This window comes from Comamonas sp. NLF-1-9 (genome assembly GCF_019195435.1).
GTDB lineage: Bacteria > Pseudomonadota > Gammaproteobacteria > Burkholderiales > Burkholderiaceae_C > Comamonas_C.
On sequence record NZ_CP078069.1, the window covers coordinates 641065 to 656757 of the forward strand.

Genomic DNA, 15693 nt, shown 5'->3' on the forward strand with positions numbered 1-15693 from the left:
ATCGCTTGCCAGGTAAGCGCTAGAGCCCGTTTTTATTCAAACCAATGAGCCCATCCCGGCGTGCGCAACTGGCCGTCGCGCTGATCTTCGTCGTGCCCCTGCTGTGGGGCTTCAACTTCCTGATTGCCCGCAGTGCCCCCGGGGTGATAGCGCCCAACACCCTGGCTGCCGAGCGCTGGCTGCTGGCCGGCCTGGCCTTTGGCGCCGTGGCCTGGCGCGAGCTGTGGCAGCACCGGCGCGCGGTGCTGGCCGACTGGCGCCACATGCTGGTACTGGGCGCGCTGGGCATGTGGATTTGCGGCGCCTGGGTGTATCTGGCGGGGCAGAGCACCAACGCGACCAACATGGCGCTGATATACGCCATCTCGCCGGTCATGATTGCGCTCATCTCGCGCCTGTGGCTCAAGGAGGCCTTCGGCGCGCGCCAGGCCCTGGGCGTGGCGTTGGCGCTGGCAGGCGTGGTACACGTGGTGCTGCGCGGCCAGTGGGGTGCGCTGGCGCAACTGCAATGGGCGGCGGGCGACCTGTGGATGGTAGGCGCGATGCTGGCCTGGGCTTTCTTCACCATCTTGCTCAAGCGCTGGCGCTCGCCGCTGTCGGACATGGGGCGCCTGGCGGTGATGAGCGCCTGGGGCGTGCTGGTAATGCTGCCCCTGCTTGCCTGGGAGGCCGCAAGCGGCCCGCTGCCGCTGCTGTCCTGGCAGGGCGCCGGCCTGGTGCTTGCCGCCGCCGCGCTGCCCGGGTTTGGCGCCTACCTGTGCTACACCTTCATGGTGCGCGAGCTCGGCGCAGCGCGCGCCGGCGCGGTGCTCTACCTGAACCCGCCCTATGCGGCGCTGATGGCCTGGGCCATCCTCGGCGAGCCCATCCACGGCTACCACCTGGTGGGCCTGCTCCTGATCCTGCCGGGGATCTGGCTGGTCAATCGGCGCTAGCCTCGGGCGCCTCCAACGCCGTGGCGATGGCCTCGTCCACGCGCTCGAGCCAGACGAACTCGAGCTTGTCGCGCACTTCCTGCGGGATGTCTTCGTAGTCGCTGCGGTTCCTGGCGGGCAGCATCACGCGGGTGATGCCGGCGGCGGCGGCGGCGATGACTTTTTCCTTGATGCCGCCGACCGGCAGCACCAGGCCGCGCAGGCTGATCTCGCCGGTCATCGCGGTGTCGCTCTTGACGCTGCGCCGGGTCAGCAGCGACACCAGGGCGGTGAACATGGCAACGCCCGCGCTCGGCCCGTCCTTGCGCGTGGCGCCCGCGGGCACGTGCACATGGATGTCGACTTCAGCGAGCTGCTTGTCGTCTATGCCCAGCTCGTGCGCGCGGTGCTTGACCAGCGAGAACGCCGCCTGCACGCTCTCGCGCATCACGTCGCCCAGCTGCCCGGTCAGCGTCAAGTGGCCCTTGCCGGGGTAGCTCGTCGCTTCGATGAAGAGGATGTCGCCGCCCACGGGCGTCCAGGCAAGGCCCGTGGCAACGCCGGGCGTGCTGGTGCGCATCGCTACCTCGTTTTCAAAGCGCGGCTGGCCGAGGATGGCGGCAAGGTCTTGCGCGTCCACCCGCATCTGTGTCTCGGAGCCGTCGGCGATGCGCACCGCCACGTGGCGCAGCACCCGGCCGATTTCGCGGCGCAGGTTGCGCACGCCGGCTTCGCGCGTGTAGTCGCTGATGATGGCGTGCAGCGCGGCGTCGCTCAGGCTGGCCTGCTCGGGCGTGACGCCATTGCTCTGCAGCTCGCGCGCGACCAGGTAGCGGCGGGCGATCTCGAATTTTTCGTTTTCGGTGTAGCTCGCGAGTTCGATGATTTCCATGCGGTCGCGCAGCGGCCCGGGGATGCCATCGAGCATGTTGGCGGTGGTGATGAAGACCACGCGCGAGAGGTCGAAGGGCACGCCCAGGTAGTTGTCGCGAAAAGCGTTGTTCTGTTCGGGGTCGAGCACCTCGAGCATCGCCGCTGCCGGGTCGCCCTGCACGCCCGCGCCCATCTTGTCGATCTCGTCGAGCAGCATCACGCAGTCGCGTGCCTTGGCTTTGCGTATCGCCTGGATGATGTTGCCCGGCATCGCGCCGATGTAGGTGCGCCGGTGGCCGCGGATCTCGGCCTCGTCGTGCACGCCGCCCAGGCTCACGTGGGCGAAGGGCCGGTCCATGGCGCGCGCGATCGATCGGCCCAGCGATGTCTTGCCCACGCCCGGCGGCCCGACCAGGCACAGGATGGGCGACTTGCCGTGCGGCGCGAGCTTGCGCACCGCGAGGAATTCGATGATGCGCTGCTTGATCTTGGTCAGGCCGTAGTGGTCTTCGTCGAGCACTTTGCGCGCGGTTTCGATGTCGATGGGGCGCGGCTCGGGCTCGGCCCAGGGCAGGCTAACCAGCCAGTCCAGGTAGGTGCGCAGCATGCCGGCTTCGGTCGCTTCAGAGGGCATGCGCTGGTAGCGGCGCAGCTCCTTGCGCGCGATCTCGTCGGCCTCGGGCGGGAGCCTGGCCTCGTCAAGCGCGCGGGTGAGCTCGGCCACTTCCTGCGTCTTGCCGTCGTCGTCGCTCTCGCCGAGCTCCTTGCGGATGGCCGCCATCTGCTCGCGCAGGATGGCTTCTTTCTGGCGCTCGTCGAAGGTTGCCTTGGTGCGCTGGCCGATCTGCTGCGACAGGCGCATCACCTCGATGCGCTTGGCCAGCAGCGCCGAGACCTTGTCGATGCGCTCGGCCACGTCCAGGGTTTCGAGCAGCGCCTGCTTGTCCGCGCGCTCGAGCTCCATGTAGGCCGCGACCAGGTCGGCAAGCGCTCCGGCCCCGGCGGTGCTCTGCACCGCAGCGACCAGCGGCGGCGGCACGTTGGGCAGCAGTTGCAGCGCTTCAAGCGCCTGCTGGCGCAGGTGCAGCACGCGCGCCTCGATCTCGGTGCCATGGGTCTCGGGCTCTTCGATGGGCTCGGCGCGCACCGCGAGCACCGGCGACTCGCTGATGAAGTCCTTGACGCGAAAGCGCTGCTGGCCTTGCACGACCAGATGGTGGCCGCCGTCGGGCAGGGTGACGTAGCGCAGGATGTTGGCGATGGTGCCAATGCTGTGGAGGTCGGCCGCGCCGGGCTCGGCCTGGTCGGCGTTCTTTTGCATCAGGATGCCGATCGGGCGCTCGGCGCGCAACGCCTGCTCGGCGGCGGCGATCGAGGATTCGCGGCCGATCAAGAGCGGAAACACCGTGCCCGGGAACAGCGCGGTGTCGCGCATCGCGACGATGAGCAGCGCGTCTTCGGGCAACTCGGGCGCGCCTTGCACCGGCGTGCCGGCGGCTCGTTCGATGGGGGAGGGCGTGCTGTCGCTCATGGCGCTTTGTGCAGGCGTATCACCAGACACCCTCGTTCATTGCCCACGTCGACGGCGCCATAGCGCCCGGGCGGCAGGCCGATGTGGCGCTCGAAGCGGCCCTGGGGCAGTTCCAGCCGGTGGATGGCGGCGGTGCGCAGGGCCGGCGGCAGTGTGCGCCGACCGGTGACGACGAGCACCGCGCCTTCGATCACCGCCTGTACCTCGTGCGCATCCACGCCGGGCAGCGCCACGTAGATCAGCACCTCGTGATCGGTTTCGAGCATGTCCACTGGCGGCTCCCAGGTGCTGGCGTAGCGCGGCTGGAACAACTGGCGGTGCAGGCGCTCGGCGCGGTCCAGCGCGGCCAGCGCGTCGGACCACATCCAGTCGGGCAAGTCTTCTCGGCGTTTCATCGGCGTGTCTCGTGCATGTGTCTGCCTCGCGGTGATTTCAGGGCGCATGGCCCTTGCGGGCAAGCGGCAGGCCTGGCCGTGCGAGCGCCCTGGCTGCCGGCCCCGCTCCTGAGCTGGGGGCGCAAGGGCGTTTGCTCAAGCCGGCGCGGGCGCAGGCCCTCAACTCGATTGTGCGCCGCCAGGCGCTGGGCTGCAGCCGGTGCGGCTCACGCGCCCAGCATGGCCTGGTAGCCCGTGCGCGCCTGCAGATAGGTCTGGAAGGGGAATTTGATCGGCACGCCTTCGAGCGCCGCCGCAAGCATTTCCAGGTGGCCTTCAAAGCCGGCGCAGGCCTTGGCCGCGTCCTCGCCCGCGGGCACGCCGACGCTGAGCACGAGCTCGGTGCCCGCGCCCGCAGGCTTGAGCTCCCAGCGCAGCGGGCGCTCGGGCTCGCTGGCGCTGCTCCACGAATATTCCAGCAGCCGGCCGGCTTCGAAGGCGCTGACGCTGCTGTCGATCACGATGCCGCTGTCGACGAAGTCGATGCGCACCTTGCCGCCCGGGCGCTGCTCTATGCTGCCGGCGCTGAGCCACTGGGCCATCAGCGGCGATTCGGTCAGCATGCTCCAGACCTTGGCCGGCGGATGCTCGAAGGTGCGCGTGAGACGGCCCTGGTAGCCGTCGCCTTGTCTTGTGATGGTTCCGAGGGAGAGTGCGTCGTCGCTCATGGTTTGCGTCCTTTGCTGAGTGGGGGCAAGTCGCCCGCCATCCTAGCCCGTGGCCAATAGCCGCACCCCGTTCAGGCTTGAGCGCCGCGCCCGGGCAGCGCGCGCACGATCATGCTTGGTCGTCCAGCTCAGCCGGGCGCGACAGCAGATCGCGCAGCAAGGCCCAGAGCCCGCCCGCGACCAGGCCCAGGGGCCCGGTAAAGAAGCCGAGCATCGGCCCCTGGTTGGCGCCCGGCGCCAGCAGCATGGGGCCGAAGAAACCCAGCACAAAGAAGATCAGCGCGCCCTTGAGCGCGCCGCGGGCGATGCGGTAGACGCTGGTGGGCGCGCCGGGGCCGCTGCTCCACCACAGCGCGCCGCCGCAGGCGAAGGCGAGCGCCGCGACCAGCGCCGTTTCCGCCGACGCTGAGCGCAGCGGAAAGAAGGCAAACGCAATGCGCAGCAGCCACCAACTGGCGCTGGCAACGGCCGCGGCGAGCAGCAGACGAAGGGCGGGGTGCATGGGCGGCCTCGCTTTCAGTGGGTGAAGGCTGGCGCACATTGTCTTGCGCAAAGCCGCCCGGAGAAAGGCCCGCGCGCTGCAGGCAAGGCTGAAAACGCCGCTCGCGCGCCGTCGCGGCGGCTTGTTTGGCGTCGCCTTTACATTTCTTCAAAGGCGGCATACCGCCAGCTTGCCCGAGCTGGCTACGATGCCTTGCAAACCCCAAAGCGCAAGACCATGGCAGACACAGACCACCCCACGGCGCAGGCCGCGCCCGCTACCCCGCCGAGTGCGCGCGTGCGCCGCCGGGGCTTGTCGTTCTTTCTCACGCTGGTGGCGATTGCTTTGCTGGCCGCGGGCGCCTGGTGGCTGGTGCAGCGCGGCAAGGCGCCGGCGGGGCCGGCCGCCGGCATGGGGGGCGGGCGCGCGGGCGCTGGCGTCACGGTGGGTTCGGCGCTGGCGCAGCAGGGTGCGCTGCCGGTGCTCGTCGATGCGCTGGGTACGGTCACGCCGCCGATTACGGCGACCCTGGTGCCCCAGGTGTCGGGCCTGCTCACCGAGGTTTTGTTCACCGAGGGGCAGATGGTCAAGAAGGGCCAGGTGCTCGCGCGCATCGATGTGCGTCCCTATGAGCAGCAACTGGCCCAGGCGCGCGGGCAGCAGGCGCGCGACGCCGCCCAACTGGCGCAGGCGCGGCTCACGCTGTCGCGCTACCAGACGCTGCTGGCGCAGGATTCGATAGCGCGCCAGGATGTGGACGCGCAGGCGGCGCTGGTCAAGCAGCTCGAGGGCGCGGTGCAGGCCGATCAGGCGAGCGTGCGCGCGGCCGAGCTGAACGTGGGCTTTGCCACGCTGCGCGCACCGATCAGCGGGCGCATCGGCCTGCGCGCGGTGGACCCGGGCAATCTGGTCACGAGCGGCAGCGCCAGCGGCATTGCGGTGATCACCCAGGTGACGCCGATCGACGTGGTGTTCTCGGTGCCGCAGGAGCGCGTGGGCGCGGTGCAGGCGGCGCACCAGGCGGGCGAGCTGCCGGTGGCGGCGCTGGACCGCGGGCGCAGCCGGACATTGGCGCAGGGGCTGTTTCTCACGCTGGACAACCAGGTCAACACCGCCACGGGCACGGTGCGCGCCAAGGCGCGGTTTGCCAATGCCGACGGCGCGCTTTTCCCGGGCCAGTTCGTCAACGCCCGGCTGCAGCTGGGGCAGGACGAGGGCGTGCTGGTGCCGGTGACGGCGCTGCGCACCGGGCCGCAGGGCGACTATGTCTACGTGATCGACGATGCGCAGGTGGCCCACACCCGGGCGGTGACGCGCGGCCTGGCCAATGCCGAGCAGGTGCTGATCACCGAGGGCCTCAAGGCCGGCGAGCGCGTGGTCTCCGAAGGTGGCGACCGCGTCAAGGACGGCGGCAAGCTGCGCTTGAGTGATGATGAAAATACGCCTGCCGCGCAAACGGGGCAAGCGCAAGCAGCTAGCAAAAACGCAGCAAACGGCATCGACAAGCTGCCGCCCGAGCTGCGCGAGAAAGTGCAGAAGATGACGCCCGAAGAGCGGCGTGCATTCTTTGCGCAGCAGCGCGGGCAGCAAGGGGCGGCGCGGTGATGGCGGGTGGACTCCCTCGCTCCTTTGGGGAAAGCTTGGGGGAGAGGGGCTGGCGGCGCGCGTGTGCACACTGGCCCCCGCCCCGGCCCTCCCTCAAAGGGGGAGCGAGGCATACCGGCGGAGCGGGCGCATGAACGTCTCGCGCCTGTTCATCCGGCGTCCGGTCGCCACGGCGCTGTTCATGCTCGCGATCGTGCTCGCGGGGCTGGTGGGGCTGCGCTTTCTGCCGCTGGCGGCGCTGCCGCAGGTGGACTACCCGACCATCCAGGTGCAGACGCTCTACCCCGGCGCCAGCCCCGACGTGATGAGCCGCACGGTGACCGCGCCGCTGGAGCGCCAGTTCGGGCAGATGCCCGGGCTCTCGCGCATGGGCAGCGTGAGCAGCGCGGGCGTGTCCATGGTGACGCTGCAGTTCGACCTGCAATTGCCCATGGACGCGGCCGAGCAGCAGGTGCAGGCGGCGATGAACGCGGCGGGCTCGCTCCTGCCGGCAGACCTGCCCGCGCCGCCGATCTACGCCAAGGTCAACCCGGCGGATGCGCCCATCCTGCAGCTTGCGGTCACCAGCACCAGCCTGCCGCTGACCGAGGTGCAGAACATGGTGAACACGCGCCTGGCGCTGAAGATCAGCCAGATCAACGGCGTGGGGCTGGTGACGCTGGCGGGCGGGCAGCGCCCCGCGGTGCGCGTGCAGGGCAATGTGGAGCAACTGGCCAGCATGGGCCTGGGGCTCGACGCGATCAGCAGCGCGATTGCCGCGGGCAACGCCAGCGGCGCCAAGGGCAGCTTCGACGGGCCCAAGCGCCAGTACAGCATCAACGCCAACGACCAGTTGCTGAGCGCCGAGGACTACCGCGAGCTGATCATCGCCTACGTGAACGGCCAGCCGGTGCGCCTCAAGGACGTGGCGCGGGTGATCGATGGCTCGGAGAACGACAGGCTGGGGGCCTGGACGGGTATCAAAAATGAGAGTGGCCAGCGCGCACCAGGCAAGCGTCCGGAGCTGATTTCTTCTGAAAATGTTGCCGGGGTGCAGGCCCCTCACCCCTCCCTCTCCCCAGAGGGGCGAGGGCGATCGGCCGCGCCTGATTCACGCCCTCTCCTCATGCAGCAGGAGGAAGGGCGATCGAGCGCACCCGATTCGCTCCCTCTCCCGCTGGGAGAGGGCAGGGGTGAGGGCCGCGGCGCATCCTCGCACCCTGCGGACTATGCGCCCCCCGCGCTCACCCCCGCCATCATCATCAACGTGCAGCGCCAGCCCGGCGCCAACGTGATTGCCACGGTGGATGCGATCAAGCGCCAGTTGCCGCTGCTGGAGCAGGGCCTGCCCGAGAGCGTGCACCTGGCGGTGCTGTCGGACCGCACGCTGGGCATACGCGCTTCGGTCGAGCATGTGCAGCTCGAGCTGCTGCTCGCGGTGGTCATGGTGGTGCTGGTGATCTTTGCCTTTTTGCACAGCCTGCGCGCCACGCTGGTGGCCAGCATCGCGGTGCCGATCTCGCTGCTGGGCACCGTCGGGGCGATGTATTTGCTGGGCTATTCGCTCAACAACCTGTCGCTGATGGCGCTCACCATTGCCACCGGCTTCGTCGTGGACGACGCCATCGTGATGATCGAGAACATCGCGCGCCACCGCGAGATGGGCAAACCGCCGCTGCAGGCGGCGCTCGAGGGCGCGGGCGAGATCGGCTTCACCATCATCTCGCTCACGGTATCGCTGATCGCGGTGCTGATACCGCTGCTGTTCATGCAGGAGGTGATAGGGCGGCTGTTTCGCGAGTTCGCGGTCACGCTGGCGATCACCATCTTGTTTTCCGCGCTGGTCTCGCTCACGCTGGTGCCGATGATGTCGGCGCGCATGCTGCAGCCGCTGGATGCGGCGCAAGGGCGCGTCGCGCGCTGGCTGCAGGCGGGCAGCGACGCCCTGATCGCGCGCTACGACCGCGCGCTCGTCTGGGTGCTGCGCCATCAGGTGTTCACGCTCTGGCTGGCGCTGGCCACCTTTGCGGTGACGGCGCTGCTCTATGTGCTCATCCCCAAGGACTTGTTCCCGACGCAGAGCACCGGCCAGCTGCAGGGCCGGGTGCAGGCCGCAAGCGACGTGTCGTTTGCGCGCATGTCGGCGCTGCAGGGGGAGGTGGCGCGCCTGCTGCTGGCCGACCCGGCGGTGGCCTCGCTCAGCTCGGTGGTCGGGGTGGACGCGAGCAACAACGCGGCGCTGTCTTCGGGGCGGCTGGTGGTGAACCTGCGCCCGCGCGCCTTGTTTGGCGAGAGCCAGGCGCAGACCATGCAGCGCCTGCGCCAGCAGGTGGCGCAAGAGGTGGCCGGCGTGCAGCTGTATCTGCAGCCCACGCAAGACCTGAGCATCGACGCCGACACCGGCCCCACGCAATACCGCTTCGACCTGGAAGGGGTGGACGCCGCGCTGGTGGACGCCTGGGCGCAAAAACTGAGCGCGCTGATCGCCGAGCTGCCCGAGCTGCGCCATGCCACGACCGATGCCGGGCGCCGCGGCCCCGCCGCCATGGTGCGCGTGGACCGCGACAGCGCCGCGCGCCTGGGCGTGAGCGCTAGCGCGCTGGACAACACGCTGTACAACGCCTTTGGCCAGCGCATCGTCTCCACCATCTTCAGCGAGACCAACCAGTACCGCGTGATTCTGGAAGCCGCGCGCACCGAGGCGGCCAGCCTGCAGACCCTGCGCGAGCTGCCGGTCAAGACCAGTTCCGGCGCCAGCACGCCGCTGTCCTCGTTTGCCGACGTGGTGCAGGAGCAGGCGCCGCTCACGGTGCAGCGCGTAGGCCAGTACCCGGCGGCTACCGTGGGCTTTGACACCGCGCCCGGCGTGAGTCTGGGCGCTGCGGTGCAGGCGGTGCGCATGGCGGCCGAGCAGGCGGGGCTGCCGGCGGCGATCACGCTGCGCTTCACCGGCGCGGCCGGCGCCTACCAGAAATCGCTGGCCAACCAGCTCTGGCTGATTCTGGCGGCGGTGGTCTGCGTGTACATCGTGCTCGGCGTGCTCTACGAGAGCTATGTGCATCCGCTGACCATCTTGTCCACGCTGCCCTCGGCCGGTGTGGGCGCGCTGCTGGCGCTGCAGGCCAGCGGCCATGCGCTGGACGTGGTGAGCATCATCGGTCTGGTGCTGCTCATCGGCATCGTCAAGAAGAACGCGATCATGATGATCGACTTCGCGATCGATGCCGAACGCGGCCAGGGTCTGGACGCGAGCGCGGCCATACACCAGGCGGCGCTCTTGCGCTTTCGCCCCATCCTCATGACCACGCTGGCGGCGCTTGCCGCGGCCGTGCCGCTGATGCTCAGTTGGGGCGACGGCGCCGAGCTGCGCCGCCCGCTGGGCATCGCCATCTTCGGCGGGCTGGTGTTGTCGCAGCTCTTGACGCTGTTCACCACGCCGGTGATCTACATCTGGTTCGACCGCCTGGGCGCGCGCCTTGCAGGAGCCGGGGGGCTGGCGGGAGCTGGCGTGCAGGCGGCGCAGGAGCGCGGCCGGCCTGCGCGCGCCGGCGGTGAAGCGCCGCGTCCACTGCCGTCCACTGCGGGCGACGGCGGGGGCGCAGGCCCACGGCCATGAAAGCGCCTGCATGAACCTCTCGCGCCCCTTCATCCAGCGCCCGATTGGCACGCTGCTGCTCACCATAGGGCTGGCGCTGGCCGGCATCGGCGCCTATTTCATCCTGCCGGTGGCGCGCCTGCCGGCGGTGGACTTTCCGGTGATCTTCGTCTCTGCGAGCATGCCCGGCGCCAGCCCCGCGGACATGGCGCGCACCGTGGCCACGCCGCTGGAGCGCCAGCTTGGCACCATCGCCGGCGTCAACGAGATGACCAGCAGCTCCAGCACCGGCTCCAGCCGCGTGGTGCTGCAGTTCGACCAGGGGCGCAACATCGACAGCGCCGCGCGCGACGTGCAGGCGGCGATCAATGCCGCGCGCATAGACCTGCCCGCCAGCCTGCGCAGCAACCCGACCTACCGCAAGGCCAACCCTGCCGCCCAGCCCTTCATGATCCTGGCGCTGACCTCGCCCACGCGCGCGCCGGGGCAGATCTTCGATGCGGTGAACAACATCGTCAGCCAGCGCCTGCTGCAGGTGCCGGGCGTGGGCGACGTGACGCTGGGCGGCGGCTCGCAGCCCGCGGTGCGCGTCGAGCTCAACCCCTTTGCCCTGCACCAGCTCGGGGTGAGCAGCGAGGACGTGCGCGCGGCGCTGCAGGCAAGCAATGCCAACCGGCCCAAGGGCGTGATCGAGCTGGGCGGCGCGCAGGACGGGCGCCAGCTTGCGGTGCTCACGCCCGCGCCGGGCCTGCGCGCGGCCGACTACCGCGACACCGTGATCGCCATGCGCGCCGGTGCCGAGGTGCGCCTGTCGCAGGTGGCCAGGGTCAGCGACGGCGTGCAGGACACGCGCACCCGCGGCATGTTCAACGGCCGCCCGGCCATCGTCGTCAACATCACCCAGCAGCCCGACGCCAACCTGATAGAGACGGCCGACGCGATCGAGCAATTGCTGCCCCAGTTGCGCGCCCAGCTGCCGGCGGACGTGGAGCTGACGGTGGCGATCGATCGCACCGGTTCGGTGCGCGCCTCGGTGCGCGAGGTGGAAATCACGCTGGCCATCGCGGTGCTGCTGGTGGTGCTGGTGGTCGGGCTGTTCCTGCGCAATCTGCGCTCGGCGCTGATTCCGGCGGTGGCCACGGTCGTGTCGCTGCTGGGCACCTTCGCGGTGATGGCGGCGCTGGGCTATTCGCTCAACAACCTCACGCTGATGGCGCTCACGGTGGCCACAGGCTTCGTGGTGGACGACGCCATCGTCGTGATCGAGAACATCACGCGCCATCTGGAAGCAGGCATGGAGCGCACGCGCGCGGTGCTCGACGGCGCGCGCGAGGTCGGCTTCACGGTGCTGACCATGAGCGTCTCGCTGGTGGCGGTCTTCATTCCGCTGCTCTTCATGGGCGGGCACCCGGGGCTGCTGTTTCGCGAGTTCGCGGTGACGCTGTCGGCAGCGGTGATGATTTCTCTGCTCATCTCGCTGACTACCACGCCCATGCTGTGCGCGCTGCTGCTGCGCAGCCAGAGCGCGGCCCCGGTGCGGCGCAGCGCCGCCGGCTGGCTGCGCGCACGCCTGGGCGCGGGCGCCGCCGGGCTGGGCCAGCGCCTGCTGCGCGGCTATGGCGCGGCGCTGGACTGGACGCTCGCCTTCCCCTGGCTGGTGGTGCTGGTGCTTGCGGCGGTGCTCGGCGTGAGCGGCTACCTCTTCGTGCAGGTGGACAAGGGGTTCTTTCCCGACCAGGACAACGGCCAGTTCTTTGCCGGCCTGCGCGCCGACCAGAGCATTTCCAGCCAAGCCTTTGGCGACAAGCTGCAGCAGGCGGCCGACATCATCGGCGCCGACCCGGCCGTGGGTACCGTCGTGGCCTACGCCGGCGGGCGCAGCGGCGGCGGCTTCCTGTTTGGCGCGCTCAAGCCGGCCGAGCAAAGGCCGGGGCGCGAGAAGACGCGCACCGTCATCAACCGCCTGCGCCCGCAACTGGCGAAAATCACCGGCCTGAGCGTCTTTCTCAACCCGGCGCAAGAGCTGCGCGCCGGCGGGCGCAGCAGCAATTCGACCTACCAGTACACGCTCAAGGCCGACAGCCAGGCAGACCTGCGCACCTGGACGCGAGCGCTGTCGGCCCAGCTCAGGCGCGACGCGCGTCTCATCGACGTGGACGACGACGAGAGCGACAACGGCGTGGAAGCCTTCATCGAGGTGGACCGTGCGCGCGCCGCGCGCTTGGGGGTGACGCCCGCGGCCATCAACGCGGCGCTGTACAACGCCTTCGGCCAGCGCCAGGTGGCCACGATGTACAGCGAGCTCAATCAGTACAGCGTGGTGATGCAGTGGGCGCCCGAACATGCGCAGTCGCCGCAGGTGCTGCGCGACGTGCAGGTGAGCGCCGGCGCGGGGGCGCAGGGCAGCCCGGCCAACCCGGGCCAGCGCGGCGCATCCACAGGCCAGCCGCTGTCCACCTCCGGGCGCACCATGGTGGCGCTGTCGGAGTTCGCCCGCTTCAGCGAGCGGCCGGTGCCGGCCAGCGTCTGGCACGACGGCGGCGAGCTCTCCAGCACCCTGTCCTTCAATCTGGCCGACGGCGTGTCGCTGGAGCAGGGCCGCCAGGCGGTGCTCGACGCGGTGGACGCGATCAAGCTGCCCAACCAGGTGCGCGGCCAGTTCTCCGGTGCCGCCGCCGAGGCGCAAAAGAGCCAGGCGCAGCAAGGCTGGCTGATCGTGGCGGCGCTGGTCGTCATCTACCTGGTGCTGGGCATGCTCTACGAGAGTCTGATCCATCCGCTCACCGTGCTCACCACGCTGCCCAGCGCCGGCTTTGGCGCGGTGCTCGCGCTGATGCTGTTCAAGATGGAGTTTTCACTGATGGCGCTGATCGGGGTGTTCCTGCTGATTGGCATCGTCAAGAAGAACGCCATTCTGATCATCGACTTCGCGCTGGACGCCGAGCGCCGGCGCGGCCTCGGCGCGGTGCAGGCGGTGCGCGAGGCCTGCCTGCTGCGCCTGCGCCCCATCCTCATGACCACGCTGGCCGCGGGCCTGGGCGCGTTGCCGCTGGCCATAGGCTTTGGCGAAGGCGCCGAACTGCGCCAGCCCCTGGGCGTGACCATCGTCGGCGGGCTGATCGCAAGCCAGCTGCTCACGCTGCTGACCACGCCCGCGGTCTACGTGCTGCTCGACCGGCTGCGCCGCGCCCGCCCCCGGGCCGCACCCACACACCGCCCTGCCTTGGAGGGAGCATGAGCCTGCCCGATCTGTCTTCTGCCTCCTTCCCCCGCTCGGGCAATGCCGGGATGGGGGCCGCCAGCACCGTCCACAGCAATGGGGAAAGCCCAGGCCGTTGGCGCCCACGCCGACCATCTGCCGGAGGCGAAGGGAGAAAAGAATTCATGTTTTTGATAGCTGCCAACGCATATGCGACAAGGGTCAGAGCCATTTTTTGCTTGAAATTTTCACCATCCATCAAGGCCCGCAAGCTGAGCACCTTGCTGCTTGCCAGCGCGCTGCTCGCCGCCTGCGCGGGCAGCGCGCCGCCGCCGGCGCTGCCCGACGCGCCGCTGCCCACGCAGTGGAAGAGCGCCGCGCCCGCGGGCTGGGTCAGCACCGCCGACTACCGCCATTGGCAGGACGGCCAGTGGTGGCGGCTGTGGGACGACGGCGCGCTCGACGCGCTGGTGGCCGAGCTCGACGGCGGCAACCCGAACATCGCGCTGGCTGCGGCCAACGTCGCCCAGGCGCAGGCGCTGCTGCGGCAAAGCCAGGCCCAGCGTCTGCCCACGCTCGGCCTGCAGGCGGGTGTGCAGCGCAGCGGCGAGCCGGCACGCGGCAGCGCCAGCCTGGGCCTGGCGGCTAGCTGGGCGCCCGACCTCTGGGGACGTCTTGCCGCAGGCATCGAGGCGCAGCAGGCGCAGCTGCAGGCCAGCGAGGCCGACCTCGCCGGCGCGCGCCTGGCCGCAAGGGCCAGCCTGGTGCAAGCCTATCTGCAGGTGCGCGAGCTCGACGCCGAAATGCGCCTGATGGACGAGATCATCAGCGGCTACGAGCGCGCCGAGCAGATCACCGGCAACCGCTACCGCGCGGGCGTGGCGGCGCACACCGATCTGCTGCAGGCGCAGACCACGCTGGAGAACGCCCGCGCCACGCGCGTGAGTCTGGCGCGCAGCCGCGCCACGGCCGAGCACGCGATCGCGCTGCTGCTTGGCCTGGCGCCGGCGCAGTTCACGCTGGCGCCGGCCGAATGGCGGGCCGCAGCGCCCCAGGTGCCGCCGCTGCTGCCCTCTGAACTGCTGCTGCGCCGCCCGGACGTGGCGTCGAGCGAGCGCGCGCTGGCCGCGGCCAATGCGCGCATCGGTGCGGCGCGGGCCGCATGGTTTCCGAGCCTGAGCCTCTCGGCCGGCCTGGGCGCCGCGGGCGCCAGCATTGCCGACCTGTTCTCGGTGCCGGCGCTCACCTGGTCGCTGGGCACGGCGATTGCCCAAACCCTGCTAGACGGCGGCAGCCGCGACGCGGCGCTGCAGCAGGCCATCGCCCAGCAACAGGCAGCAGGCGCGCGCTACCGCCAGAGCGTGCTCGGCGCGCTGGGCGAGGTCGAAGACCAGCTCACCGCACTCGATGCGCTGGCGCGCCAGGCAGCGCACCAGCGGGCGGCCGCCGATGCGGCTGCGGCCGCCGAGCAGCGCACGCTCAACAGCTATGAAGCGGGGCTTGCCGCCTACACCAGCGTGGTGAGCGCGCAGGCCGCCACGCTGGGCGCGCGCCGGGCGCTGATGCAGCTGCAGCTGCAGCGCCAACAGGCCGTGCTGGCGCTGGTGCAGGCGCTGGGCGGCGGCTGGCAAGCGCCGTGGAGCGTGGATGGCGCAGTAGGCGCGCAACCGGCAGGGGCGCCCGCCGCGCAGGGGCTGCCAAGGGCAGGACCGCCAGGGCGCTGACTGGGCCAGGCGGAACTCCCGGGCAGCGACAGGGGTCTGACGGTGCACAACGCCGGTTTGCTGCACGAGGAGGTTCGCCATGAAACCAGTCTCGACAAGCCGGAGCATGGTCTTGGTGCTCGGGCTGCTCACGTGCCAGATGGCGGGGGCCCAGATGACCTCGTCCGGGCTGGCCCTCACTGCCAAGAGCATGGCTGCGCCGCACTGGCAGTGGCGCGCCGACACGATTCCCCCCGGAAGCACTGTGCAGGAGCGCGCTCAGGCGCTCGACCTGGTGCACTGGAGCGCCGCCACCGGCGCGGCCACCGGCTTTTCTCTGGGCGCGCAGGCCACGCCTTGGGGCCGCTGGAGCGGTGACGAGGCGCTGGGTCCGGCCGCGCGCTGGCAGCCGCGCGTGGGGGTGCATTGGCGCCAGCCCATGGGCGGGCGCTGGCGCCTGGGCTTCTCGGGCTGGATGCAGTGGTCGGGCAACTACCGCAATGCCGCACAGGCCATAGAGGCAAAGCACAGCGCCGCGCTGCCGGCCTACGCCGCGCGCCTGGAGGTGCAGTGGAAATCCGCGCGCGGCAGCGGCCTGATCTCCGAGTTCGGCGCGATCGGCGTGCAATTGCAGGGCGGGGGCGACGCGCGCCTGCTGCTGCGCGCGCGCCACGGCGGGCCGATGATTTATTACCGCGCCAAGTTCTGATG

10 protein-coding genes are annotated in these 15693 nt (G+C 70.3%); 6 read left to right on the forward strand and 4 right to left on the reverse strand.

Features of this window, described 5'->3' with window-relative positions:
• Positions 1-44: 44 nt before the first annotated feature.
• The gene (locus KUD94_RS03170) at positions 45-935 is read left to right on the forward strand and encodes a DMT family transporter (RefSeq protein WP_218238437.1); all 891 of its coding nucleotides are present in this window, start codon (positions 45-47) and stop codon (positions 933-935) included.
• Here the strand turns inward: KUD94_RS03170 and lon are convergent.
• The 4 genes from lon to KUD94_RS03190 form a co-directional block, all read right to left on the reverse strand.
• Complete coding sequence (gene lon, locus KUD94_RS03175; protein WP_218238438.1) at positions 922-3318, reverse strand: endopeptidase La; 2397 nt, start codon at positions 3316-3318, stop codon at positions 922-924. The genes KUD94_RS03170 and lon overlap by 14 nt on opposite strands.
• The gene (locus KUD94_RS03180; protein WP_218238439.1) at positions 3315-3713 is read right to left on the reverse strand and encodes an Hsp20/alpha crystallin family protein; all 399 of its coding nucleotides are present in this window, start codon (positions 3711-3713) and stop codon (positions 3315-3317) included. Before KUD94_RS03180 ends, lon begins: the two co-directional genes overlap by 4 nt.
• Positions 3714-3919: 206 nt before the next feature.
• On the reverse strand, positions 3920-4420 hold the full coding sequence (locus KUD94_RS03185; protein ID WP_218238440.1) for an SRPBCC family protein: 501 nt from the start codon (positions 4418-4420) through the stop codon (positions 3920-3922).
• A gap of 109 nt (positions 4421-4529) precedes the next feature.
• Positions 4530-4922: a hypothetical protein gene (locus KUD94_RS03190; RefSeq protein ID WP_218238441.1), complete on the reverse strand. Its 393-nt coding sequence runs from the start codon at positions 4920-4922 to the stop codon at positions 4530-4532.
• 216 nt (positions 4923-5138) lie between these two features.
• Here KUD94_RS03190 and KUD94_RS03195 point away from each other — a divergent pair, with 216 nt between their 5' ends.
• The 5 genes from KUD94_RS03195 to KUD94_RS03215 all read left to right on the forward strand — a co-directional run bounded on the left by KUD94_RS03195 (position 5139) and on the right by KUD94_RS03215 (position 15691).
• Complete coding sequence (locus KUD94_RS03195) at positions 5139-6506, forward strand: efflux RND transporter periplasmic adaptor subunit (protein ID WP_218238442.1); 1368 nt, start codon at positions 5139-5141, stop codon at positions 6504-6506.
• Between the two features lie 130 nt (positions 6507-6636).
• Entirely contained in the window at positions 6637-10101 is a 3465-nt protein-coding gene (locus KUD94_RS03200; protein WP_218238443.1) for an efflux RND transporter permease subunit, read from the forward strand.
• Positions 10102-10111: 10 nt separating this feature from the next.
• The gene (locus KUD94_RS03205; RefSeq protein ID WP_218238444.1) at positions 10112-13318 is read left to right on the forward strand and encodes an efflux RND transporter permease subunit; all 3207 of its coding nucleotides are present in this window, start codon (positions 10112-10114) and stop codon (positions 13316-13318) included.
• Positions 13319-13518: 200 nt separating this feature from the next.
• A complete protein-coding gene (locus KUD94_RS03210) occupies positions 13519-15003 on the forward strand; it encodes an efflux transporter outer membrane subunit (RefSeq protein ID WP_255568989.1) in 1485 nt (494 codons plus the stop codon).
• A 79-nt stretch (positions 15004-15082) separates the two neighbouring features.
• Positions 15083-15691 carry a hypothetical protein gene (locus tag KUD94_RS03215; RefSeq protein ID WP_218239325.1) on the forward strand — a complete coding sequence of 203 codons (609 nt, stop codon included), beginning with the start codon at positions 15083-15085 and terminating at the stop codon, positions 15689-15691.
• Positions 15692-15693 lie beyond the last annotated feature (2 nt).